We start from the raw sequence: 21,285 nt of genomic DNA, 5'->3' as shown, positions 1-21,285 counted from the left end.
TGTTTTTGAAGTCATTTTCAAGCTATCTACACGCAGTTTATCGACTAGCTCCATAAAATCAATGTGTTGGCAACTGCCTCGATTCCTTTTTTGATTTTACGGTCAACCGTCGAGGGGTGCCATAATTCAAACCGCGCTACGGTTACATGATGTGGCTGGCCTTTAATGTATCGAAGCTCAACCATACGCCGGATCTCATCGTCAGGTATTAAATTTACGGCTCGTTCTATCTTATCCAGTTGCCCCCTGTAGGCGCTGTAAATACTTTGTTGCTTTAAGGCTAGTTGATCCGCTCCATGCCTGTCGAAATCATCGATAATTGTCTTCATGCGCCGATAACGAGATAGAAGCGACTTCGCGGCCTTTAAATCTTCCTTGGTTGCTATCGGAAACAATTCCATCTGATCAATATCTGCCATTACCAACATTCCCCTCATCCCCTCGTTGTGATATATTTAGGTGAGGTTTGAGTGTAATACCCCGGAGGCCGTTCCCCAACAGAGTCCGGGGTATTTCTATGCCTGTCAGATGGTCCCTAGTTACCTGTTGTTACATTCATATTACGGCCTGTTCCCTCAGCGAATATTTACCGATTCAATCTCCATTATCGCTGCTAGTATCGGATAAATCTGTTGTGGCACTACCGCGTTTCCAAGTGATTTAAGTCTGTCGACCCTTTTGAGAACCCCATTAGCCACTCTACCCACGTTGGGTTCAATTGCCCAGTGATCCCACCCCGAAGAAGTGCCCCTGGTAAAGAGTCTCGATTTTCTTGTGATGGAGGAAGAGTGCTGTTCTTTGAATCCTGCGCCGTCGGAGTGGGAAACAACTTCACTACATCGTTTAGATTCAGACTCCATCCTTGATTTTGTTTCCGCTGAGATCTCGGCCCATTCGGATTGTCTCCCGATCGATAGTCCCTTGCTTGAGGGGTCGGAAATAGCTTCACTGCTGCCGGAAGCCCGTTCCTTTTTTCGTTCGGATTGATATTTCCACGCTTCTCCGCGTCGTTTGCCCTTGGAGTTGGCCACAAATTTGGAGAAAAAGTCATCCATTCCAACCGACAACCCCCTATTAGATCCTCCTTCATTGTGGGCAACGACGAATACCCTTTCTCTTCTGTGCGGGGCATTGACGCCGCAAGCTGGAATAATAAACGACCTTGCGGTGTACCCTTCACTTTCCAAGTCAGCAAGCACGATGTCGAGGCCCAATGAGACATGTCCAGCAACATTCTCCCCAACAACCCAACGTGGTCGTATTTCTTGAACCAAGCGGAAATATTCCGGCCAGAGGTGACGGTCATCTTCCTTGCCTTTTCGTTTCCCGGCAGTACTAAAAGGTTGGCAAGGGTATCCTCCGTGAATAAGGTCAATTGTTCTGATTCCATCTGCATCTAACCTCTCTTTCGTTAACGTACATACGTCATCGTATATAGGAACACTCGGCCAATGCTTTCTCAACACCCTCTGAGGGAAAGGTTCCTTTTCACAAAAAGCAACGGTCTCAATTCCAGCCCATTCGCAGGCTAGATCAATTCCTCCGATTCCACTGAACAAACTGAGTGCCTTCATACATTCACCTCGATATTAAATAAATTACTCGACAAAAATATGCAATGGATTCAAAATGTTATTACAATGCTTGAGGAGATGTTTACGTATGGAAATTTCAGATCTATCGAACAGTGAACTCATAGCCTCTTATGGAAGAGTAATCAAAGAGTTGAAAGACAGAAAAATTATTCGCTCTAAAAATGTTGTTGGCGATTTGGGTGAGTATCTTGCAGTCGATTTCTACAATAAAACCTCTGGTCTCCCAAGACTCCAATTCGCGCCACCTGGCACTAAAAATATTGATGCAATCAGTATCAATGGTGAGCGATATAGTATTAAAGCATCCACAAGCACTACAACAAGCGTATTCTATGGACTGAATCAACCTGGGATTGAAGAACCGGATCAACAAAAGTTTGAATATGTCATTCTTGTGCTTTTTGATGAGGACTTGAATCTTCAAAGAATTAATGAAATAACTTGGATTCAATTTTTAGAGCATAAACGCTGGCATAGCAGAATGTCTGCATGGAACCTTTCCGTTAATAGAAATTTGCTCGAGAACACTAGAACAATATACATTCGTCAGTAAGTTATCTTAATTCATAACCAATTAGAAGTTCAGTTCCAGCTGCCCGCCGATCACATCGTCAACAAATTGAAATGGCTCAGATATATTTTCTAGGCTACCGCGGTCCAGAATACTCCCCGCCGAACTGCTCCAAGTATATGCCTTATTGCAAAATGGAGAGACGACAAAAGATTTAAGTCGCCCGTCGTGCATTCCAGCAAAGCGATTGTCCTCGGTTAGTGCAACAAGCTCTATCCCTGCTTGACAGTTCTGAATGGCTTTTTGAATTAGGGTATGTTTTTGCTCATATTGTGTCATTACATTATCCTCCTAACTGGCATGGTGCCGATCCAACGACACGAACTTGCTGAAGTTCTTCAGGAACGCCAGCTCCACCGTCCCAACCGGCCCGTTCCGATGCTTCGCAATAATGATTTCAATGATGTTCTTCTTCTCCGACTCCTTGTCGTAGTAATCGTCCCGGTACAGGAATGCCACGATGTCGGCGTCCTGTTCAATGGAACCAGACTCCCGCAGATCGGACATCATCGGCCGCTTATCCTGGCGTTGCTCAACGGCCCGGCTCAACTGCGAGAGTGCCACGACGGGAACATCAAGCTCACGAGCGATCTGCTTCAGGATCCGCGAGATCTCGGCCACTTCCTGCTGGCGGTTCTCCTTCCTTCGCCCTTTTAGCGTGATAAGCTGCAGGTAATCAATCAGAATCAAGTCTAAGCGGCCCAAGCGCTTCTTCAGACGGCGGCACTTCGCACGAATCTCGGATATCGAGATGCCCGGTGTATCGTCCAGGTAAATCTGCGACTCCGACAGTGGGCCGGCTCCAAAGGTGAGCTTGTCCCAATCCTCAGATTCCAGCTTCCCGGTCCGCAAGCGCGTCGCGTCGATATTACTCTCTGCGCTTAGGAACCGCTGGCCAAGCTGCGTATCCGACATCTCTAGGCTGAACACGGCAACGTTCGCCTTCGCTCGAACGCCGGCATGCTGCGCAATGTTCAGCGCCAAAGCCGTCTTCCCGACCGATGGCCGCGCGGCGACAATGATTAGGTCCTGCCGTTGGAATCCTGCCGTCATCTTATCCAGGTCCCCATAGCCCGAGGGAACGCCTGTCAACCCATCAGCCTGCGGGCTCATAGCCCGGCTTTCAATTTGCTCGTAGGTGTCCATCATGACTTCGGACATTGGCTTGAAATCATTGCCCTTCGCCGTATGATCAAGCATGATGGCGGCCGCCTGATCCAGCTGAGCGGCGATCATTTCGGGGGCTGCACCTTCAAGCAATGAACCGTGTAGATCTCGAATCAGCTTATACCCCAGACGCTGCAGGCTCGTCTTCTTGACCTCGTTCGCATAGTACGCTGCATTCTTTTCGCTCGGCACGCTGGAAGCAAGCTTGGATAAGTAGCCGATGCCCCCGATCTCAGCCAAGTCAGCGCTCCCCAGCCTGCCCGCCAAGAGGACGAAGTCGATCGGCTCTCCCTCTTCGCGCAGCTCACGGATGGCAGCATAGATTTTCTCGTTCGCTTGATCGTAAAACGCATCAGACGGCAGAATCGCATCGACTACATCGAACACGTCATTTTCGATTAATACCGATCCGATGACCGCCCGCTCTGCCTCCAAGTTGTAGAACAAGGGCATGTCAGCGAAGTCGATGTGCAAGCAGTTCACGCACCTTTCGACGTTGTTCCGCGGTCGGCGGAACCCCGGTATTCTGGAATTGGCCGTTCTCCTCGACGGCTGCCTGCCCGGCCGTGCGCATGAATGCGTGGTAAAGCTCACTCTCGCCGGACTCGGTCGCGACCAATGCGCCCGGATGCGGCGGAAATTTGCTATCTAGCTTTGCCGCGTAACGCACCAGGCTCTTCATCGCCTGTTCACAGGGCGTCTCCCCCAGCACTTCGTGCCAAGCCCGCATCTTAGCTAGGTCTCCGGCAAACTGCGGATAGAAGCCCGCAATCTTGTCGAACAACATGCCGACTTCCTCGAGCGTCATGATTATCCCTCCCTCGCCAGTTCTGCAAAGCTCTTTCTCGGCTTCATCGGCGTGCGCGTAGCCTGCAACGGGGCCGCATTTAACTTCCGAGCCTCGAACTGATCATCAATGGCCTTGGCCTGGTCGACCGTCCGAGCGCCCGAATGGTAATAGTCATCAAGAATACGGGTGATGAACTTGAAGTTATATCCCGTCGAAGCCGCCCCAGCTCGTTCAAGCGCTCGAATGACGACGGCCTCCTCAAGCCCATCCTCGTCGATGTACTTCCCCAACATCTGCGCTTGAAACGGATTGCATACAAACCCGAATATCCGGTTATGAGCGGCGTAAAACGACTCGTATGCAGAAGATGAAGCAGAAGAAGAAAGAGTATTTAATAATGCCGCACCTTTTACCTCATGGTTTACCGCATACTTTGCCTCATGGCTTACCTCAGGATTTACCTCACGACTTACCTCATTATTTGATGTAAAACCGATGATTTGATATTTCCCCGCCTTCTGCTTCCCTTGCGGCTTATAGTCGATTCGCCTTTTCTGAATCAGATAATTGCGATGCTTGATCAATGTGTTTTCGGAAATGCCTACCTTCGCCTGTAACAGGGGATTGGCCACGGCAAACCACTCTGGATATCCGCTCTTATTTGCAATCATCATGAGATGCAGCCACAAAGTTTGTGCGGATGGTTCCAACGGATTTGTTTCGAGCCAATCCGTGAAGGCAAGCAGCTCTTTAGTTAAATCCACGTGCTCACCCTCTCGCCATCGTCGGGATCCCGTTCACATCGAATCCCCGACGACAAGGGCAATGCCCTTGTCGCCTTCCTAGTCCCCAACCACGTTGGCTGTGGGCCGGCCAGTGTCCTTGCGCGGTACGACGGGAACAATGTCCCCTTGCCGAGGCGCCTCTTCCCGCACGCCAATAATCACACCGTTGCTGTTGCGCTGCACCCACAAAAGTTCTTGCGTCCACGCTTGCTTATCCAAATTGACATGTCCCCCTTTGACAAATGCTTGCAGAATGATAAAATAGAGAACATAAGTTCCCTTACCCGGGATCTTACCGATGTCCGCCCTGGCCGGCGGGCATTTTCTATTTCATAACGAGCAAACTGGATCATCATCAGCAGATAAGCCTCCATCTCCGCCCGCTTGTCCGGTTCGTAGCGATCCGGATACTTCCGCGTCCAATTCAAGTTGTGCACGGCGTTCTTGCCGGCGCGCCGAGCCTCAGCGGCCAATTGTTCCCGCGTCATGCCTACCGCTCCCCTTTCTTGACTTCCATCTCGTGCCGCTTAATAAGCTGCTTGCGATCAAGCCCAAATTCCTCTTCCAGCACGCCCTGCATGACGGCCGCCTTTTGGCTGACATCCCGTAACTCCAGGTATACGCGTTCCGCCGATTTCCGGCGTCTCTCAGGGTCCATGTGCTTTGCCATAATGAGCGCCTCCAATGCTGACTCCGCTTCATCGAGCTCTTTCAGCAAGATGTCTTTCAACGCTGCCGGATGCAAGTCGAGGTTCGGGACGTCCTTCAGAATGTTGCTGATAAAGCCGTCCGTCTCCTCGTCTGCGATCGTAAGGGCCATCCGCCAGGAAGATCGCGATAGATGCTGTCGCATCTGGATCGTCGCCTCCCGCTCGTCGTTCTCCACGCGTGAAAGTTGCGTGCGATCTAGCGCATACGTAGATGCGAACTGCGCTTGAGTCATGTTCTTAGTGAGGCGATACGCCTTCAAGGCCTGTCCGAATGACATGGCTTCCTCTCCCGTCACATATGTAGTGGATTCTGTGCCAGATTGGCCACATGAACGACTGGCTTTGTGACAAATTGGCACAAGAAGCGAACGATATGTGACATTCCAATTTGCTACAATGTAGGTGCCAACAACATTTCTCTTGGCCCGTCGTCCTCGTTGGCGGCGGGCCCTCTTTTTTAGCCGAAGCGCAGCCTAAGTGCTTCAAAGGCCAACGCCTTGTTGTGAGGATCCAAGTAGTCCATGTCCGAAAGATTTACTTTATGCCGTTCATTGAAAAGATGGAGCGCCAGATTCAACAGAAACTTTTCGCTTTGCGACCATGGGGCGGATATGCGCTTCAGCTTATCTCCCGCAATGCGAGCGGATTGGAGGTCGATAAAGTCGTCAGTCAAGAAGCGGCTCAGCTTCCCGTGGTTCAAGAACAAATGCAGGGTCCCTTTCCAGTAACGATCATTGATGAGATGCGAAGGAATTGCTTGTGGTGCTTGATTCATGGTTATACACCCCTTTGATATTTAAGCTAGAACACCATTACAGCGCTCGACGAAGTTTCTTTACTTGCTCCGTTGTATAAGCCGATCGCCCAGCGTTATCTTTGATCCATTCTGTGTGTTCCTCGCACCATTGAAGTAATAAATGAGTTAGAATTCTTGGATGCCCCAGTTCGCGAATAACCGGGAAATCTTCACGATTCAAAAGTTCGGCAGCCTTTGTAGCACCGATATCAAGAAGTTCCATGAATTGAGTCCTATTAAGAATTGGTGGTAAAGTGTTCATAAGCGAATGCCGTTCTAGAGCAGAATCTACTGCCGAGTTAATAATGCCCTGTAATTGTTCATAGTCGAATTCGAATTTCAGCATACTGTCACTACCTTTCACGCAGTTAATGTATGAGATTCTTGGACTTTATGTCGTGAGAATAGTGTGCAAACATCCACGCCAAACAAGTCAGCTAGCTCAAGTGCAACATCTAACGGTGGTTGAGAAACGAAGTTCTCCCAGTTACTGATCGTCGATTTAGTACATTTTAATCTCAGCGCCATATCTTCTTGGGTCCAGCCTTTTGCTTTGCGAGCAGCAATTAGTTCTTTGTTTTTCTTATCAGTCACTTTCTCGCCCCTCATATCCAAGTTATTTGAACTTATGATCCGATTATATATCCAAGTATTTTGGACGTCAATATAAATGTTTGATTATCTTGGACTTTATTTAATTAGAGTTTGGCTTGAAGTACAATATAATTGAACTTTATTAGGACGGGTGGGATGGAATGAATGTTATCCCAAAGATTGAGAAGCAGGCGTAAAGAATTGAAGCTAACTCAAGAAAAGCTTGCGGAGATGGTTAATACCAAAAAAACTACAATATCCAATTATGAAACTGGGTACAGTACTCCAAATAACGAAATGCTGAGTGACTTAGCTGATGTGTTAAAAACTACATCTGACTATCTACTTGGGAGAACCGATGATCCTGCACCCGGGGTACCTGAAATTGCTACCGAGAAGACTAAGCAAGATCACGCAAAGGAAGGCAGTGCTTTTTTTGGCGGAGCTGATAAATATACAGAGGAAGAACTTGCAATAGCTGATGCAGCCGCCAGAGCCGCAGTTGAAGCTTATCGACTAGGTAAAAAGAAACGCGAGGAGAAATAGTGACCTCTATAGTCATTGGGCTGGTAATTGTGGTATTGATCGCTTACTTGAAGGTATCAGGGATTAAAAGTAAGCAGCGTGCCATAAATGATGCTTTCATAAATAAACTTCACGTTGAGGTCTGGCAAGATGGTAAACTTCATGATACAGGTGGAGTAATTGAAAGCCACAATCAATTTGAGGTAGTAATCAATGGCATGCACTACATGAAACATGCGTTTCAATTTAGAATAAAAAAATAGCCCTGCAGTCTAGGGCTATTAATTTTCACCATAAAACAGAACATACGTTCCTGTAATGGAGGATTACGAATGGACTACATCGACTTAACGCTATATAAAGAAACAGATCTTGAAAAGTGGATTAATAAGTCTTACCGTGAGAACGGTATTTTTTACGCCGATGATATTGATATTGAACGAATTGCAGCTATCTGGGGAATAGAGGTTCGCACATATTTAGGTCCATCCTTCGCACGTTGGGAAGATGGAGAGTTCGGATTTATATTTCTAAATGACTACCTCAGTGAAGAGCATCGACGTGAGGTGTTTTTCCATGAACTCTGTCACCCATTGCAGCACTCCGGTAACCAGGAACATATGCCCCAAATGTTCATGGAGCTGCAGGAAGCTCAAGCAAGCCTATTTCAGCTTTACGCATCTATGCCCGTATTCATGTTAGAGCAATTTACTTCGATTCAGCATCGTGATTATTTACTAAAAACCATATCAGAAGAATTCGTTCTTCCACTACGAGTCGTTGAGAGGCGCATGGATCAAATTAATCGGCGCATTCAACAAGAACGTTACGATCGGCGCCTCATTCATCACTCACGTTCTATGGCACATTCAACATACAGCGCTTCAACGATGGTCATCCTGGAGCAGTTGAACCGGCAGTTACAGACAAAGAAGCAGATGACGGCAAATGGCTAAAATAGGAGTCATTTATACGGAAAGTGGTTATTACGGTGAGCTAACGCCTGTGTGGATGATTTTTGATTGGTCCGACTTAACTAATGATATATGGCAAAAGACGCTCTATATTCCGCTCAGCGGTCCTTTTGAACAATTGGAGCTTGATGATACCTATGATGAATTGACGGCCATTACAGTGCCGCTCAGTGCTTTTACACGTCGTACAGATAAGGAACATTATATAGGCGTACATATGCCCACAGTGGCTGCATTTGCCAAAGAACATAGTTTGCATCAAGCCGGAAGAAGCATCGACATTGAATTAATCAATCGCCTGGTAATGCGAATCTCAGATATTGAAGATGCCCTTCTTCTTGATGTCCGATTTCATATCCAGAATGGAGGTTTCACCGATGGCATCATTTAAAAAGGTTCAAGCACAAAACAAGCAAGGGTATATGTGGACTTGTATCAAAGATGGTCCACCCGATCCTGTAACTGGCAAACGGAATCAAATAAAACGGCGTGGAGAAACCAAGAAGGAGGCAGAAGCTCGAGTCGATCAAGCTCTCCTTTCCCTTAAGGACGATGGAATTGACGTAAAACGAATCAAAAACATGACATTTCAAAAAGTTGCTGAAGAATGGCTTGCAGCTTATTCGCGCGAAAAGGTTAAAAAAAGTACGATTCGAGTTCGCAGAATTTCTCTGGCAATACTTAATCAATTTATATCCGCGGTTACCATTGATAAAATTACGCACCGTATGCATCAACAAATTCTCGATGATTTGTTTGAACTCAAAGGATACTCACGGCCACATATTGAAGGAGTACACGTTGCCGCGAATCTGATTTATAAATATGCGATTCGAGAAAAATACCGTAAAGACAATCCAGCTACGGGGGCCAGAATCCCAACTAGATCCGTGACTGTCGAGGAAATTGAAAGAAATCCGATTGAGGAAAAGTACTTTGATAAAAGTGAATTAACGGAACTGCTTAAAGCGGTCGATAAATACGGACTCCCGTATGACAGAGAGATGTTTTACCTATTGGCATTTTCGGGCATGCGCAGTGGTGAATTAATTGCTCTCAAGGAAACAGATTTTGATTTTGAAATAAACGAAGTGCGTATTACCAAAACACTTTATAATCCCGACAATAATGCAAAAAAATATGAGCTTACACCACCAAAGACAAAAGGATCCATTCGTTCAATCCAACTTGATCCGAGCATAAGCGCCTTGATGAGAGAGCACATTAAAAAACTCAAGAAAATTCAGATGGCAGTTATGAATTTCAATCCTGAATATCATGCAGAAAAATTCGTTTTCTGTAACGAAGAAGGCTATCCATTCATTCAGAAGACCGTTAACCGTCGATTACAACGAATAATATCCAAAGCCAAAATCAGCAAGGAAGCCACATCGCATATATTTCGCCACACTCATATTAGTATGCTTACTGAAGCTGGAATCGATCTCCCTACAATCATGCAACGGGTCGGCCATGATGATCCCAAAACAACTTTACAAATTTACACGCATATCACTGAGAAAATGAAAAAGACAGCTGGCGACAAAGTGAATATCCACTTTAAAGACATCCTTCCAAGCAGTCTTGCGCAAGAAATGTGACCTTTTCGTGACCTTATAAAGGAAAACGGAGCCCAAGAGGCCCCGTTTTCCTTGCTATTGCTGGGTTTTGGCCAGCGGCTTACATCATGCCGCCCATGCCGCCCATTCCGCCCATGCCGCCCATATCAGGCATGCCTGGTTTGTCTTTTTCCGGTTTGTCCGCGACAACCGCTTCGGTCGTCAGGAACATCGCCGCGACGGAAGCCGCGTTTTGCAGCGCCGAACGCGTTACTTTCGCAGGGTCGACGATGCCGGCTTGGAACATGTTGACCCATTCGCCGGTAGCGGCGTTGTAGCCGATGCCGATGTCTTCTTTTTTCAGACGCTCGACGATGACGGAGCCTTCTTGGCCCGCGTTCGCCGCGATCGTGCGAACCGGCTCTTCCAGCGCGCGAAGCACGATGTTGACTCCCGTTTGCTCGTCGCCGGCCGCGTTAACGGCCGATACGGCTGCGTATACGTTCACGAGCGCGGTGCCGCCGCCCGATACGATGCCTTCTTCCACGGCTGCGCGCGTGGAGTTCAGGGCGTCTTCGATGCGGAGCTTGCGCTCTTTCAGTTCGGTTTCCGTTGCCGCGCCGACCTTGATGACAGCGACGCCGCCGGCCAGTTTAGCCAGACGCTCTTGCAGCTTCTCGCGGTCGAAGTCGGACGTCGTTTCTTCCAGCTGCGCGCGGATTTGGTTGATGCGCACGTCGATATCGGATTTCACGCCTGCGCCGTCGACGACGATCGTGTTTTCTTTCGTTACGCGGATTTGACGAGCGGAACCGAGTTGATCCACGGTCGTCGCTTTGAGCTCGAGGCCCAGCTCTTCCGTGATCACTTGGCCGCCGGTCAGAGCGGCGATGTCGCCCAGCATGGCTTTGCGGCGGTCGCCGAAGCCAGGAGCTTTAACGGCTACGCACGTGAACGTGCCGCGCAGACGGTTAACGAGCAGCGTAGCGAGCGCTTCGCCTTCGACGTCTTCCGCGATGATCAGCAATTGCTTGCCGGATTGCACGACTTTCTCCAGCACCGGCAGGATCTCTTGGATGTTGGAGATCTTCTTGTCGGTAATCAGGATGTACGGGTTGTCGAGCACGGCTTCCATTTTGTCCGTGTCCGTGATCATGTACGGGGACAGGTAGCCGCGGTCGAACTGCATGCCTTCCACGACTTCCAGCTCCGTGATGAAGCCTTTGGATTCTTCGACGGTGATAACGCCGTCGTTGCCGACTTTCTCCATCGCTTCCGCGATCAGCTGGCCGACTTCTTCGTCAGCGGAGGAAATCGAAGCGACTTGCGCGATCGATTGCTTGCCTTCGATCGGCTTCGCGATGACTTTCAGCTCTTCGACGGCCGCGCGAACGGCTTTCTCGATGCCTTTGCGGATCACCATCGGGTTAGCGCCGGCCGTCACGTTCTTCAGGCCTTCGCGGATCATCGCTTGCGCCAGTACCGTAGCGGTCGTCGTGCCGTCGCCCGCAACGTCGTTCGTTTTCGTCGCGACTTCTTTAACCAGCTGCGCGCCCATGTTTTCGAACGCGTCTTCCAGTTCGATTTCTTTCGCGATGGACACGCCGTCGTTCGTGATCAGCGGGCTGCCGAATTTCTTCTCGAGCACCACGTTGCGGCCTTTAGGACCGAGGGTAACTTTTACTGCGTTCGCCAGGGCGTCTACCCCGCGCAGCATCGCGCGGCGCGCGTCTTCGCCGAATTTAATGTCTTTCGCCATCGTTGATAACCTCCTGATTGGTTGATTTAAGTAAAACGAAGCTTACCATGTATGTGGAGCCAAAGCCGCGGCTTAGCCCAAAATCGCGTGGATGTCGCTTTCTTTCATAATCAACAGCTCTTTGCCTTCGTACTTCACTTCGGTGCCGGCGTATTTGGAGAACAGGACGCGGTCGCCTTCCTTGACTTCAAGCGCAATGCGCGCGCCGTCTTTAACCGCGCCGCTGCCGACGGCGATAACTTTGCCTTCTTGCGGCTTTTCTTTAGCCGTGTCAGGCAGCAAAATGCCGCTTGCAGTCGTTTCTTCCTTCGCGATTGGTTCGATCAATACGCGTTCACCCAAAGGTCTGATCATGAAAATAGCCTCCTTGTTTAATTGTTGGACAACAACATTGTTAGCACTCGCACTCGTTAAGTGCTAATAACCATTTCTAATAATACCGAAGTCCTTCGGGGATTTCAAGTCCTTCGCGGCCGATTTCATAGGAATTTTACAAGTCCTCCCCTCGCCCGCGGCGGCGGTTGCCGCGCAACGAAAAAAACCGGCTTTCGCCGGTTTCGGTTACGTTCCGTATTCTTCTTCCCACGCCTTGTCGGCGATCAGCTGTTTCTTGTACACGATGCTCGACAGCATGACGCTGATCTCGTACAGCAGGATGAGCGGCGCGGCCACCAGAGAGTCCGAGATGAAATCAGGCGGCGTCACGACGACCCCGACGATGATGAGCACGAAATACGCGAGCTTGCGCATTTTCTTCAGCCGCATCGGGTTCAGGATGCGCAGCTTCGTCAGGAACATGATGACGATCGGCAGCTCGAACAGCAGCGAGATCGGAATGAGAATATTGAACAGGAACGAGAAATATTGAATGACCCCGTACGTCTCCTCGAGGTTCAAATGCTTCGCGACGTCCGTCGTAAAATTAAACGCCATCGGGAAGACCACGTAGTACGAGAAAGCCAGTCCGACGAGGAACATGAGGAGGACGAACGGCACGAACAGGAGCGTCGCCCGCTGTTCCCTCCGTCCGAGCGCCGGCTTGACGAACGCCCACAGCTGGTACGCCGAGGCCGGCAGGGCGAAGACGAGCGCGATGACGAGAGCGAACTTCATGTAGAGGCCGATGCCGTCCCAGAGGGAGAAGGCGTTCAGCTTCATGCCCTTCACCGGATCCTGGCTCACCAGGTAGTTGTAGACCGGGTCCGCGAGGAACAACCCGAGGATCATCCCGGCGACCAGGAAGACGAGCACGAAGATGATTCTCCGCCGCAGCTCGCCGATGTGGTCGAAGAGCGTCATCATTTTATCGCCGCGCAGGGTTTCCTTCGCATCGGCCGAATCCAGATTGGCCACCGTTAACCGTCACCTCTCTTATCGCGCTTCGTCCGGCACCGCCAATTCCAGGCGACGCGGTCCGCGCATGCTAAACGCCCCGGTCAAGAAAAAAAGCGGGCCCCACTCACTCTGGGAGCCGCTTGTCGTCGACGCGATCTTCCGTACGGTTCACTTCCACCCGCTTGCCCGCATCCTTTCGGTCCTGTTGGTCGTCGTCCATCATATCTCTTGCGCCGGCCTTGAATTCCTTAAGCGTCCGTCCGAACGCCCGGCCGAGCTCCGGCAGCTTGTTGGGTCCGAACAGCAGCAGCGCCACGAGCGCGATCAGCAGAAAGCCGGTAACGCCGATTCCGCTAAACATAGCTTTTAACCTCCTTCATGTTCAACTACACGAATGCTTCATGCTCCGAATCGGACTTCAGCGGACGTGCAGGCCGCCGTAGCCCATCGATACGATATCCGCTCGCGTAATGGTCTCTCCCGCGAGCACGCGGGGCAGCAACACGTCGAACGAGGTATAGGGATCATGCATCACGCAGCCCGGAAGACCCATGACGGGCATTCCGTCCAGGTAGCCCATGAGCAGCATGGACCCCGGCAGCATCGGCGTGCCGTAACTGACGATCTCCGCGCCCGCTTCCGCGATGGCGGCGGGCGTACGGTCGTCGGGGTCTACGGACATTCCGCCGGTTACGATAATCATATCATAGGACTGCCGATGGAAGTAGTGTATTTCCTTGACAATTGTTTGTCGGTCGTCCGGCGAGAAGCGCTGCTCGGCGACCTCGGAGCCGAGCGCCTCGACGATGCGCCGGACCGCCGGGCCGAACTTGTCCTCGATGCGCCCCGAGTACACTTCTCCGCCCGTCGTCAACAGTCCGATCCGGAACTTGCGCAGCGGCTTCAGGCCGAGCGGCCCCTTGCCGCCGCCGCGCGCCCGGTAATCGGCCACGATCGTCTCGACGGCCGCCGCCTTCGCCTCCGGCACGACGAGCGGAATGACGCGCGTCGCCGCCAATTGGCCGCCCGGCTTGACGACGGCGTCCGTCCGCAGCGTCGCCAGCGCGATGTCCCCGAGCTCGTTAATGGCGTAAACGACGTCCGGATCGATGACGGCCAGCGCGGGCACGGCAAGCGCCGACTTGATCGCCACCTTGCCTTCGTGCGGCTCCGTCAGCAGCAGCCCGTCGTCCATAAACGCCCGGGCCATCCGCCCCGCGGCGTCGTCCTCGTGCAGCTCGCCCTCGGCAAGCTCCATAATATAGATGTGCTCCTTGCCGATGTCGAGCAGCTTCGGAATATCCGCCTCCGCGACGACGTGCCCTTTCTTGAAGAGGCGTCCCTTGAACTGTCCCGGGATGATCTGGGTCAAGTCATGCGCGAGCACGAGCCCGACCGCTTCCCGTACCGGCACTTCCTTCAGCCGCGTCCGCAGCCCGCTCATTCCGCGTGCTCTCCCGTCCGTCCGGACAAGATGTTGAGCGCGTGCGGCAGCTGGTCCATGATGGCCATCAGGTTCTCGTGCACGCCCTTCGGGCTGCCCGGCAGGTTGATGATCAGCGAGCGCCCGCGGATGCCGCACACGCCGCGCGAGAGCATGGCCCGGCGGGTCCGCTGCATGGCGCCGAGGCGCATCGCTTCGGCGAGTCCCGGCACGATCCGGTCGACGACCTTCAGCGTCGCCTCGGGGGTCAAATCCCTGGGGGCGAGCCCGGTGCCGCCCGTCGTAATGACCAGGTCCGCTTGAAAATAGTCCGTCATTTCAATCAAAGCCGCCATGATTTCGTCCTGCTCGTCGGGCACGATCCGGTAATCGACGATTTCGCCGCTCAGCTCTTCCTCGACGAGCTCGCGGATCACCTGCGCGCTCGTATCCTCGCGCTCGCCGCGCGAGCCCTTGTCGCTTGCCGTGAGCAAGGCCACTTTCCACCGCATTCGCATCTCCCCCAATCGCAATATGTTCGCCTTCCCATGCCGTACGGCACATGAAAGTTAAACGCCGTTAACGCGATAATCGCCGTTCTTGCCGCCGCTCTTCGACACGAGCAGCGTCGGCCCGATGACCATGTCCTTCTGCAGCGCCTTGCACATGTCGTACACCGTCAGCGCGGCCGCGGACACCGCCGTCAGGGCTTCCATCTCCACGCCGGTCTTGCCGGTCGTCTTGACCGTTCCTTCTATATAAAGTTCGTTCGCGCCGTTATCGCCGAACGCCAGGTTGACGCCGGTCAGCGGCAGCGGATGGCACATCGGAATCCAATCCGACGTCTTCTTCGCCGCCATGATGCCCGCCACCTGCGCCACGGCGAGCACGTCGCCCTTGCCGATCGTGCCGGCCTTGATCCGCCGCAGCGTCTCCTCGGCCATCGTCACCGTCGTCCGCGCCACCGCGGTCCGGGCCGTGACGTCCTTGTCCGACACGTCCACCATGCGCGCGCGTCCCTGGTCGTTAAAATGCGTCAAATCCATGCTGCGTTCCTCCCGTAAATCCGCGTTCCGTCAAGACGGCGTCGACGCGGACGTCGTGCGCGTCCATCGGCACCTCGTCCACGAGCTGCGCCCCGTACCCGAGGGCGATCCACGGCGGCAAGGCATCGCCCGCCTGCCGCGTCTGCGCTTCGAGCCGGTCGCGGAACCGGTCGTAGTAACCGCCGCCGTAACCCAGGCGCCCGCCATTCCGGTCGAAAGCGAGCCCCGGCACGAACACGACGTCCGGGACGTACGACGCCTTGCAGCGCCGCGCGGTGGCCGGATCCGGCTCGCGGATGCCGTAGGCCCCCGGCGCCAGCTCGTCCCACGCCTCGATGGTATACAGCTCCATCGAGCGGTCCCCGCGCACGACGCGCGGCACGACGACCTGCAAGCCCGTGCGCCAACACCATTCGATCAAGAGCGTCGTGTCGAGCTCGGAGCGGAACGGCACGTACGCCATGACGGTCGATACCGGCCGGCCCCGTTCGTTCCGCCGGCGGATCCAATCCACGGCGAGCTGGCACACCGTGTCCGCCCAAGCCATTCGCCCGTTCTCGGAAAGCCCGTCGCGCAGCTCCCTTGCCGCGAGGCGCGCCGCCTGCTTCAGTTCCGTCCGGTTCATCCCATTCCCCTTCGCTTCGTGGTTTTCCGTCCCCGTCTGCGGTCCGTCCATAGTTGTAATTTAGTTTACCACTGTTGCCCATATTTCGCCAACACGCCCAAAGCGGGATACGGCATGGGCTTCCGGTCGCGAAACGGTCGCGCGGCGGCCCGATTTCATGTACACTGGTACAAAGGCATTTTTCTTCAGGTTGGAGGTAAACGGGAACCATGCTTCTTCAAGTATCCGATGTATCCAAAAGCTACGGCGTCAGCAGCGTGCTCGCGAACGTGACGTTCCAGGTGCTGCCCCGAGAGCGGGTCGGCCTCGTGGGCGTGAACGGCGCGGGCAAATCGACGCTGCTCCGGATTATCGCCGGCGAACTGAACGCCGATTCCGGCACCGTCTATAAATCGAAAGAAACGACGATCGGCTACCTGGCGCAATCCAGCGGCCTGCAGTCGGACAAGACCATCGAAGCCGAGATGCGCGCGGTATTCGCGCATCTGACCGACGCCGAGCGCGAGCTCCGCGCGCTGGAGCAGCAAATCGCGGACCCGGCGCTGCACGCCGACGAGAAGCAGTACCAGGCGGTGCTCGACCGGTACGCCAAGCACTCGGACTGGTTCCGGGCCAAGGGCGGCTTCGAGATGGAGACGCGCATCCGCAGCGTGGTGCACGGCATGGGCTTCGGCAGCTTCCCGCCGGAGACGGTCATCTCCACGCTGAGCGGCGGCCAGAAGACGCGGCTCGCGCTCGCCCGCATTCTGCTGCAGGCGCCCGACCTGCTCATGCTCGACGAACCGACGAACTACCTCGACATCGAGACGCTGACCTGGCTCGAGGATTATTTGCGCGGCTATGAGGGCGGCATCCTCGTCGTCTCCCACGACCGCTACTTCCTCGACGCCGTCGTCGGCACGATCGTGGAGATCGAGCGGCACCAGGCGAAGCGGTATACCGGCAATTACAGCCGCTTCATCGACATCAAGGCGGCCGAGTACGAGTCGCAGATGAAGCAGTACGAGAAGCAGCAGGAGGAGATCGCCAAGCTCGAGGACTTCGTGCAGCGGAACATCGTCCGCGCCTCCACGACGAAGCGCGCGCAGAGCCGGCGCAAGACGCTGGAGAAGATGGATCGCCTCGACAAGCCGCTCGGCGACTTGAAGAAGGCGCATTTCTCCTTCGAGATCGAGCGCCAAAGCGGCAACGACGTGCTCGACGTCCGCGACCTGTCGATCCGCTTCCCCGAGAAGGACGCGGCGCTGTTCCGCGACGTGACGTTCCGGCTCGAACGGGGGGAGAACGTCGCGCTCATCGGCCCGAACGGCATCGGCAAATCGACGCTGCTGAAGGCGCTCGTCGGCCAGCAGCCGCACGAGGCCGGCTCGATCCGCTGGGGCACGAACGTGAAGATCGGCTACTACGACCAAGAGCATACGGGCCTGAACCGCAACAACACGGTGCTCGAAGAGCTGTGGAGCGCGTATCCGGGCATCGAGGAAGCGCGCATCCGCACCATACTCGGCAATTTTCTCTTCAGCGGCGACGACGTGAAGAAGAAGATCGGCACTTTGAGCGGCGGCGAACGCGCGCGCGTATCGCTGTCGAAGCTGATGCTGGCGCAGGCGAACATGCTGATTCTCGACGAACCGACGAACCATTTGGACCTGTACAGCAAGGAAGTGCTCGAAGGCGCGCTGATGGATTACGACGGCACGCTGCTGTTCATCTCCCATGACCGGTATTTCTTGAATAAGATGGCGGAGCGCATTGTCGAACTGAATCCGAAGGGCACGGAGCATTTCCTGGGAAATTATGACGAAATGATCCAGAAAAAGCGGGAAATCGAAGAGCTGAAGCTGGAATTGCAGACGGCCGCGCAAGGAAAACAGAGCAAATCCGCGCAGACGCCGGAACCCCAGCCCGTCTCCTCGTACGAAGCCGACAAACAAGCGAAGCGTGACGAACGGAACCGGCAGCGCAAGCAGGAACAGCTGGAATCCGACATCGCGCGGCTGGAGGGCGAAATCGCGGAGCTCGAAGCGCTGCTCACGGACCCTGAAGTCTTCAATGATTACGTGCGGGTCGGCGATATTCAAGCCGACGCGGACAAACGCAAAGCGGAGCTTCAGGCCGTGTACGATGCCTGGGAGGAATTGCTCGCGTAAGCGATCGGAATCGATCGGCTTGGCGCGGTGCGGTCCACGTGGTTTCGCGATCGGCTTCGCCCGATACGCAATTCGCGTCGCCCCGAGACGCGTTCGGCCCGCTCCGGCAATAGCTTCAACCAACCACAACCGGCTCAACACCGGTCGGTATCGCGATAATGGCCGTAAATGCCTGCCCGTAGGCAGACATTTACGGTCTTTTTGCGCATTTGCGGCACCGGTCCCGTCCGTCCCGCGCCCTCCCGCGGCGTCGCCGCTTCTGACCGCGCCTTGCTTAAGCCGCTCCTTCGGCCAGCTTGATTTCCGACATGATCCGGCGGCGCTTGACGGCGTAAAGCAGCAGAATCGCCGCGATGCCGAAGCCCGCCAGCACGGCCGCGGTGCGGACGATCGCCGTCCCTTCGCCGATGGAGATGAGCTGGCGCAGCCCCTCGACGGCGTACGTCATCGGAAGGTACGGATGGATGAACCGGAAGAAGCCCGGCTCGAGCACGACGGGATACGATCCCGAGCTCGACGTCAGCTGAAGCATCAGAATAAGCACCGCGACGAACCGTCCCGTATCGCTCCCCAGCACCGCGATCAGCATGAACAGGATCGCCGTGAAGACGAGCCCGACCGCGACCGCGTACGCGTACATCGCGATCGGCGGGACGACGGTCGGAATGCCGAGTCCCGTATGGAGGACGAATACCGACACGAGCGACTGGCAGACGCTGACCGACGCGAGCGCGAGGTACTTGCTGCCGACGTACGACAGCGGCCCGTGCGGCCGCTCCGGCACCCGCCGGACGTCGATGACGAAAAACAGCACGAGCGAGCCGACCCACAACGAAAGCGCGATGAAATACGGCGCGAAGCCGACGCCGTTGCTCGGCACGGGGTGCCGGTTCGTCTCCGTCATGCGCACGGGATCGCCGATGACGGCCTGCCGCTGGTCGGCCTTTCCGTCCTGCGCGGCCACGCCCGCGGCGTCCGCCAGCTTGTCGGCCAGCTGCGCCTGCCCCTGATGAATGGCCGCGAGCCCGTCCCGGAGCGCGTCCGCGCCGTCCGCCAGCTTCGCGTTGCCGACGCGCAGCGCCTCCGCGCCGCCGCCGAGCCGCAGCAGGCCGTTCATCAGCTTCGTGCTGCCCGTCTGCAGGCCGTTCACCCCGCTCGCGACGTCCTTGACCCGATCGCCGACGGACGCGAAGGACAGCCGCTGCCGGTCCAACGCGGCGGAGACGGCGTCCGCGTCCCCGCGCAGCGCGTCCAGCCGCGAGCCGAGCTCATCCAGCCGCGGCTGGATGGCGCCGGCCAGCTTCGCCGCGCCGCCGGCGGCGCCCTGCACCGACGCGGCCCGCGCATCCAGCTGGCCCAGCGTATCCGAGACGCCGCCGTCGGCGTCGGCACGCGCCGTCTCCGCGCCGGCAAGCCGGTCGGCAAGCCGCTTGTAGTCCGCGTCCAACCGCAGCTCCGGGAAGCGGCCGCCGAGTCCGTCCAGCAGCGCGCGCCCCTGCCGCAGGGCATCCCCGGCGTCCTCGAGACGCGCCTGCGCCGGCCGCAGCGCGCCGCTCAAATTCGACAAGCCGGCCGCGGCATCGTTAACGGCTTTAAGTCCGTTCGACAGCGCGGATAATTCGCCGCGCAAATCGTTAATGGCGGCAAGCAGCGACGTCCGGGCGCCGCTCAGCCGGGCGGCCGGGTCCGCGGCGCCGCCGTTCGACGCGGCCTGCATGCCGTTCGCATCGGCGGCGATGCCGTTCAGGTCGCGCAAGCCCGACGCGACGATGCCGGCCATCGCGTTCAGCTTCACGAGTCCGTTTTCCAGCTCGTTCGCGCCGCTCGCGATCGCGCCGAGCCCTTCCGACAGCTTCGCCATGCCGCCCCCGCTGTCCGCGAGGCCCGCCGATAGCTTCGCCGCGCCCTCGCGCGCCTGCTCCGAGGCGGCCGACAGCTTCGAGGCTCCGTCCGACGCCTCCTTCAAGCCTTTGCCCCCGTTCAGCACCTGCTCGAAGATGACGCCCAAATAATTCGCCTGCAGTTCCTTGCGCAAGCGCTCGTTCACGGAATCCGCGACGGAGCGGACGATCTTCGCGTTCAGCAGGTTGGCCCCTTCGTTCAGCTCGATCCGCAGCGATGTCGGCTCCGGCCGGTCTCCGCTCACGCTGAACGCCCGCTCCGAGAAATCGGCCGGCAAGTACAACGCCATCGCGTACGTGAGGTCCTTCACGCCGCGCTCGGCTTCCGCCCGGCTCGCCGGCCGCCAATCGGTCGACCGGTCCGCGGTCAGCTTGGCCGTCAGCTCCCGGCCCAAGTTCCGTTCGCCGCCGCCCCGCGAACTGCCCGCGTCCTCGTTCACGACCGCGAGGCGGAGCCGCTCGACGTGCGCCGTCGGATCCCAGAACGCCCATAGATAGATGAAGCTGTACATCAGCGGCAGAACCATCAGGCCGAGCAGCGATTTGCGCACCGACCGAATCATCCACATGGACCTGATATCCAGCATGGCCAGCCTGAAGCCGCCCGAGCTTTCCCGCATGCGGGGTCCTCCTTCCAAACGCGTGGTGCTTGTGCACAGCCGCCGCAGCCGCGGCGGACAAGCCGTCCCCGTAGGATTTCCCAGACGTGCGAAAAGGAACCATGCGCGCCAGGTCATCCTTCCGGTCTTCGCGCCTCTATCCCCCCTTTCCACAGCTCTATCCACAGCCGTGGACAAATTGCGCGGCAATTCTGGCATTGATTTTGTCGAATAACCTCGCTAAATTTACCGTAATTTTAATATTTCTCATCAAGCGTTTACGATTGCTTCATTTTTATTCCCATTATCCACATTATCCACAACCAGCCTGTGAAAAACTTATTCGACTTTTATGCACACTGTAAACGCCCGGATTTTGCG

General features: G+C 55.2%; 27 protein-coding genes. 7 read left to right on the top strand and 20 right to left on the bottom strand.

The genetic code is table 11. The features are described 5' to 3' along the window. Positions 1–44 precede the first annotated feature (44 nt). Both BMZ79_RS22530 and BMZ79_RS22525 read right to left on the bottom strand, forming a co-directional pair. Positions 45–419, bottom strand: a complete 375-nt coding sequence (locus BMZ79_RS22530) for a hypothetical protein (RefSeq protein ID WP_218154756.1) — start codon at positions 417–419, stop codon at positions 45–47. Positions 420–575: 156 nt separating this feature from the next. After that, the gene (locus tag BMZ79_RS22525) at positions 576–1,574 is read right to left on the bottom strand and encodes a DNA cytosine methyltransferase (RefSeq protein WP_090644141.1); all 999 of its coding nucleotides are present in this window, start codon (positions 1,572–1,574) and stop codon (positions 576–578) included. Between the two features lie 88 nt (positions 1,575–1,662). On the opposite strand from BMZ79_RS22525, the gene BMZ79_RS22520 reads away from it, so the two are divergent. Beyond that, the gene (locus BMZ79_RS22520; protein ID WP_090644139.1) at positions 1,663–2,148 is read left to right on the top strand and encodes a hypothetical protein; all 486 of its coding nucleotides are present in this window, start codon (positions 1,663–1,665) and stop codon (positions 2,146–2,148) included. A 21-nt stretch (positions 2,149–2,169) separates the two neighbouring features. Here the strand turns inward: BMZ79_RS22520 and BMZ79_RS22515 are convergent, their stop codons facing one another. The 9 genes from BMZ79_RS22515 to BMZ79_RS22480 form a co-directional block, all read right to left on the bottom strand. Next, positions 2,170–2,445 carry a hypothetical protein gene (locus BMZ79_RS22515; protein WP_090644136.1) on the bottom strand — a complete coding sequence of 92 codons (276 nt, stop codon included), beginning with the start codon at positions 2,443–2,445 and terminating at the stop codon, positions 2,170–2,172. A gap of 12 nt (positions 2,446–2,457) precedes the next feature. After that, the gene (dnaB, locus tag BMZ79_RS22510) at positions 2,458–3,786 is read right to left on the bottom strand and encodes a replicative DNA helicase (RefSeq protein WP_090644447.1); all 1,329 of its coding nucleotides are present in this window, start codon (positions 3,784–3,786) and stop codon (positions 2,458–2,460) included. A 1-nt stretch (position 3,787) separates the two neighbouring features. Next, positions 3,788–4,141: a hypothetical protein gene (locus tag BMZ79_RS22505; RefSeq protein ID WP_090644133.1), complete on the bottom strand. Its 354-nt coding sequence runs from the start codon at positions 4,139–4,141 to the stop codon at positions 3,788–3,790. A 2-nt stretch (positions 4,142–4,143) separates the two neighbouring features. Next, complete coding sequence (locus tag BMZ79_RS22500; protein ID WP_090644131.1) at positions 4,144–4,887, bottom strand: DnaD domain protein; 744 nt, start codon at positions 4,885–4,887, stop codon at positions 4,144–4,146. Between the two features lie 179 nt (positions 4,888–5,066). Next, the gene (locus BMZ79_RS22495) at positions 5,067–5,396 is read right to left on the bottom strand and encodes a hypothetical protein (RefSeq protein WP_090644127.1); all 330 of its coding nucleotides are present in this window, start codon (positions 5,394–5,396) and stop codon (positions 5,067–5,069) included. Positions 5,397–5,398: 2 nt separating this feature from the next. Further along, positions 5,399–5,896 (bottom strand): helix-turn-helix domain-containing protein, encoded by a 498-nt coding sequence (locus tag BMZ79_RS22490; RefSeq protein ID WP_090644124.1) that lies wholly within the window; start codon positions 5,894–5,896, stop codon positions 5,399–5,401. Between the two features lie 179 nt (positions 5,897–6,075). After that, the gene (locus BMZ79_RS22485; protein ID WP_090644121.1) at positions 6,076–6,393 is read right to left on the bottom strand and encodes a hypothetical protein; all 318 of its coding nucleotides are present in this window, start codon (positions 6,391–6,393) and stop codon (positions 6,076–6,078) included. 37 nt (positions 6,394–6,430) lie between these two features. Next, positions 6,431–6,760, bottom strand: a complete 330-nt coding sequence (locus tag BMZ79_RS33725; protein ID WP_143089040.1) for a DNA-binding protein — start codon at positions 6,758–6,760, stop codon at positions 6,431–6,433. Between the two features lie 14 nt (positions 6,761–6,774). After that, positions 6,775–7,008 carry a helix-turn-helix transcriptional regulator gene (locus BMZ79_RS22480; protein WP_256252995.1) on the bottom strand — a complete coding sequence of 78 codons (234 nt, stop codon included), beginning with the start codon at positions 7,006–7,008 and terminating at the stop codon, positions 6,775–6,777. Positions 7,009–7,173: 165 nt separating this feature from the next. On the opposite strand from BMZ79_RS22480, the gene BMZ79_RS22475 reads away from it, so the two are divergent. The 5 genes from BMZ79_RS22475 to BMZ79_RS22455 all read left to right on the top strand — a co-directional run bounded on the left by BMZ79_RS22475 (position 7,174) and on the right by BMZ79_RS22455 (position 10,108). Continuing rightward, positions 7,174–7,554, top strand: coding sequence for a helix-turn-helix domain-containing protein (locus tag BMZ79_RS22475; RefSeq protein ID WP_090644116.1), 381 nt, complete (start codon positions 7,174–7,176; stop codon positions 7,552–7,554). Positions 7,555–7,601: 47 nt separating this feature from the next. Continuing rightward, positions 7,602–7,796 carry a hypothetical protein gene (locus tag BMZ79_RS34765; RefSeq protein WP_218154755.1) on the top strand — a complete coding sequence of 65 codons (195 nt, stop codon included), beginning with the start codon at positions 7,602–7,604 and terminating at the stop codon, positions 7,794–7,796. 69 nt (positions 7,797–7,865) lie between these two features. Next, on the top strand, positions 7,866–8,489 hold the full coding sequence (locus BMZ79_RS22465) for an ImmA/IrrE family metallo-endopeptidase (protein ID WP_090644111.1): 624 nt from the start codon (positions 7,866–7,868) through the stop codon (positions 8,487–8,489). After that, positions 8,482–8,898: a hypothetical protein gene (locus BMZ79_RS22460; RefSeq protein WP_090644108.1), complete on the top strand. Its 417-nt coding sequence runs from the start codon at positions 8,482–8,484 to the stop codon at positions 8,896–8,898. The genes BMZ79_RS22465 and BMZ79_RS22460 overlap by 8 nt, the downstream gene beginning before the upstream one ends. Beyond that, entirely contained in the window at positions 8,885–10,108 is a 1,224-nt protein-coding gene (locus BMZ79_RS22455) for a tyrosine-type recombinase/integrase (protein ID WP_090644104.1), read from the top strand. Before BMZ79_RS22460 ends, BMZ79_RS22455 begins: the two co-directional genes overlap by 14 nt. Positions 10,109–10,187: 79 nt before the next feature. On the opposite strand, the gene groL is transcribed toward BMZ79_RS22455, so the two are convergent. The 8 genes from groL to BMZ79_RS22415 all read right to left on the bottom strand — a co-directional run bounded on the left by groL (position 10,188) and on the right by BMZ79_RS22415 (position 16,305). After that, the gene (gene groL / locus BMZ79_RS22450; protein WP_090644101.1) at positions 10,188–11,825 is read right to left on the bottom strand and encodes a chaperonin GroEL; all 1,638 of its coding nucleotides are present in this window, start codon (positions 11,823–11,825) and stop codon (positions 10,188–10,190) included. A 72-nt stretch (positions 11,826–11,897) separates the two neighbouring features. Beyond that, the gene (gene groES, locus BMZ79_RS22445; protein ID WP_090644098.1) at positions 11,898–12,179 is read right to left on the bottom strand and encodes a co-chaperone GroES; all 282 of its coding nucleotides are present in this window, start codon (positions 12,177–12,179) and stop codon (positions 11,898–11,900) included. A gap of 207 nt (positions 12,180–12,386) precedes the next feature. After that, positions 12,387–13,127, bottom strand: coding sequence for a twin-arginine translocase subunit TatC (gene tatC / locus BMZ79_RS22440; protein ID WP_090644442.1), 741 nt, complete (start codon positions 13,125–13,127; stop codon positions 12,387–12,389). Between the two features lie 157 nt (positions 13,128–13,284). After that, on the bottom strand, positions 13,285–13,521 hold the full coding sequence (gene tatA / locus BMZ79_RS22435; RefSeq protein WP_090644096.1) for a twin-arginine translocase TatA/TatE family subunit: 237 nt from the start codon (positions 13,519–13,521) through the stop codon (positions 13,285–13,287). 57 nt (positions 13,522–13,578) lie between these two features. Next, positions 13,579–14,604 carry a molybdopterin-binding protein gene (locus BMZ79_RS22430; RefSeq protein WP_090644094.1) on the bottom strand — a complete coding sequence of 342 codons (1,026 nt, stop codon included), beginning with the start codon at positions 14,602–14,604 and terminating at the stop codon, positions 13,579–13,581. Further along, a complete protein-coding gene (locus BMZ79_RS22425) occupies positions 14,601–15,095 on the bottom strand; it encodes a MogA/MoaB family molybdenum cofactor biosynthesis protein (RefSeq protein ID WP_090644091.1) in 495 nt (164 codons plus the stop codon). Before BMZ79_RS22425 ends, BMZ79_RS22430 begins: the two co-directional genes overlap by 4 nt. Positions 15,096–15,152: 57 nt before the next feature. Further along, a complete protein-coding gene (moaC, locus tag BMZ79_RS22420; RefSeq protein WP_090644090.1) occupies positions 15,153–15,629 on the bottom strand; it encodes a cyclic pyranopterin monophosphate synthase MoaC in 477 nt (158 codons plus the stop codon). Continuing rightward, positions 15,610–16,305: a 5-formyltetrahydrofolate cyclo-ligase gene (locus BMZ79_RS22415; RefSeq protein WP_256252994.1), complete on the bottom strand. Its 696-nt coding sequence runs from the start codon at positions 16,303–16,305 to the stop codon at positions 15,610–15,612. The genes moaC and BMZ79_RS22415 overlap by 20 nt, the downstream gene beginning before the upstream one ends. A gap of 158 nt (positions 16,306–16,463) precedes the next feature. On the opposite strand from BMZ79_RS22415, the gene BMZ79_RS22410 reads away from it, so the two are divergent. Further along, complete coding sequence (locus tag BMZ79_RS22410; protein WP_090644087.1) at positions 16,464–18,404, top strand: ABC-F family ATP-binding cassette domain-containing protein; 1,941 nt, start codon at positions 16,464–16,466, stop codon at positions 18,402–18,404. 274 nt (positions 18,405–18,678) lie between these two features. On the opposite strand, the gene BMZ79_RS22405 is transcribed toward BMZ79_RS22410, so the two are convergent. After that, positions 18,679–20,925, bottom strand: coding sequence for a YhgE/Pip domain-containing protein (locus tag BMZ79_RS22405; RefSeq protein WP_177222275.1), 2,247 nt, complete (start codon positions 20,923–20,925; stop codon positions 18,679–18,681). Between the last annotated feature and the right edge of the window lie 360 nt (positions 20,926–21,285).

This window comes from Paenibacillus sp. UNC496MF, assembly GCF_900113915.1.
In the GTDB taxonomy this organism is placed as follows: Bacteria; Bacillota; Bacilli; order Paenibacillales; family Paenibacillaceae; genus Paenibacillus_Z; species Paenibacillus_Z artemisiicola.
This window is presented reverse-complemented; position numbering and strand designations above follow the sequence as displayed.

Excerpts from the sequence above, each read along its gene's own strand:
- BMZ79_RS22530 (WP_218154756.1), bottom strand. The coding sequence starts at position 419 with ATGGCAGATATTGATCAGATGGAATTGTTTCCGATAGCAACCAAGGAA.
- BMZ79_RS22525 (WP_090644141.1), bottom strand. The coding sequence starts at position 1,574 with ATGAAGGCACTCAGTTTGTTCAGTGGAATCGGAGGAATTGATCTAGCC.
- BMZ79_RS22520 (WP_090644139.1), top strand. The coding sequence starts at position 1,663 with ATGGAAATTTCAGATCTATCGAACAGTGAACTCATAGCCTCTTATGGA.
- BMZ79_RS22515 (WP_090644136.1), bottom strand. The coding sequence starts at position 2,445 with ATGACACAATATGAGCAAAAACATACCCTAATTCAAAAAGCCATTCAG.
- dnaB (WP_090644447.1), bottom strand. The coding sequence starts at position 3,786 with ATGCCCTTGTTCTACAACTTGGAGGCAGAGCGGGCGGTCATCGGATCG.
- BMZ79_RS22505 (WP_090644133.1), bottom strand. The coding sequence starts at position 4,141 with ATGACGCTCGAGGAAGTCGGCATGTTGTTCGACAAGATTGCGGGCTTC.
- BMZ79_RS22495 (WP_090644127.1), bottom strand. The coding sequence starts at position 5,396 with ATGACGCGGGAACAATTGGCCGCTGAGGCTCGGCGCGCCGGCAAGAAC.
- BMZ79_RS22490 (WP_090644124.1), bottom strand. The coding sequence starts at position 5,896 with ATGTCATTCGGACAGGCCTTGAAGGCGTATCGCCTCACTAAGAACATG.
- BMZ79_RS22485 (WP_090644121.1), bottom strand. The coding sequence starts at position 6,393 with ATGAATCAAGCACCACAAGCAATTCCTTCGCATCTCATCAATGATCGT.
- BMZ79_RS33725 (WP_143089040.1), bottom strand. The coding sequence starts at position 6,760 with ATGCTGAAATTCGAATTCGACTATGAACAATTACAGGGCATTATTAAC.
- BMZ79_RS22475 (WP_090644116.1), top strand. The coding sequence starts at position 7,174 with ATGTTATCCCAAAGATTGAGAAGCAGGCGTAAAGAATTGAAGCTAACT.
- BMZ79_RS22465 (WP_090644111.1), top strand. The coding sequence starts at position 7,866 with ATGGACTACATCGACTTAACGCTATATAAAGAAACAGATCTTGAAAAG.
- BMZ79_RS22460 (WP_090644108.1), top strand. The coding sequence starts at position 8,482 with ATGGCTAAAATAGGAGTCATTTATACGGAAAGTGGTTATTACGGTGAG.
- BMZ79_RS22455 (WP_090644104.1), top strand. The coding sequence starts at position 8,885 with ATGGCATCATTTAAAAAGGTTCAAGCACAAAACAAGCAAGGGTATATG.
- groL (WP_090644101.1), bottom strand. The coding sequence starts at position 11,825 with ATGGCGAAAGACATTAAATTCGGCGAAGACGCGCGCCGCGCGATGCTG.
- groES (WP_090644098.1), bottom strand. The coding sequence starts at position 12,179 with ATGATCAGACCTTTGGGTGAACGCGTATTGATCGAACCAATCGCGAAG.
- tatC (WP_090644442.1), bottom strand. The coding sequence starts at position 13,127 with ATGATGACGCTCTTCGACCACATCGGCGAGCTGCGGCGGAGAATCATC.
- tatA (WP_090644096.1), bottom strand. The coding sequence starts at position 13,521 with ATGTTTAGCGGAATCGGCGTTACCGGCTTTCTGCTGATCGCGCTCGTG.
- BMZ79_RS22430 (WP_090644094.1), bottom strand. The coding sequence starts at position 14,604 with ATGAGCGGGCTGCGGACGCGGCTGAAGGAAGTGCCGGTACGGGAAGCG.
- BMZ79_RS22425 (WP_090644091.1), bottom strand. The coding sequence starts at position 15,095 with ATGCGGTGGAAAGTGGCCTTGCTCACGGCAAGCGACAAGGGCTCGCGC.
- moaC (WP_090644090.1), bottom strand. The coding sequence starts at position 15,629 with ATGGATTTGACGCATTTTAACGACCAGGGACGCGCGCGCATGGTGGAC.
- BMZ79_RS22415 (WP_256252994.1), bottom strand. The coding sequence starts at position 16,305 with ATGGACGGACCGCAGACGGGGACGGAAAACCACGAAGCGAAGGGGAAT.
- BMZ79_RS22410 (WP_090644087.1), top strand. The coding sequence starts at position 16,464 with ATGCTTCTTCAAGTATCCGATGTATCCAAAAGCTACGGCGTCAGCAGC.
- BMZ79_RS22405 (WP_177222275.1), bottom strand. The coding sequence starts at position 20,925 with ATGCGGGAAAGCTCGGGCGGCTTCAGGCTGGCCATGCTGGATATCAGG.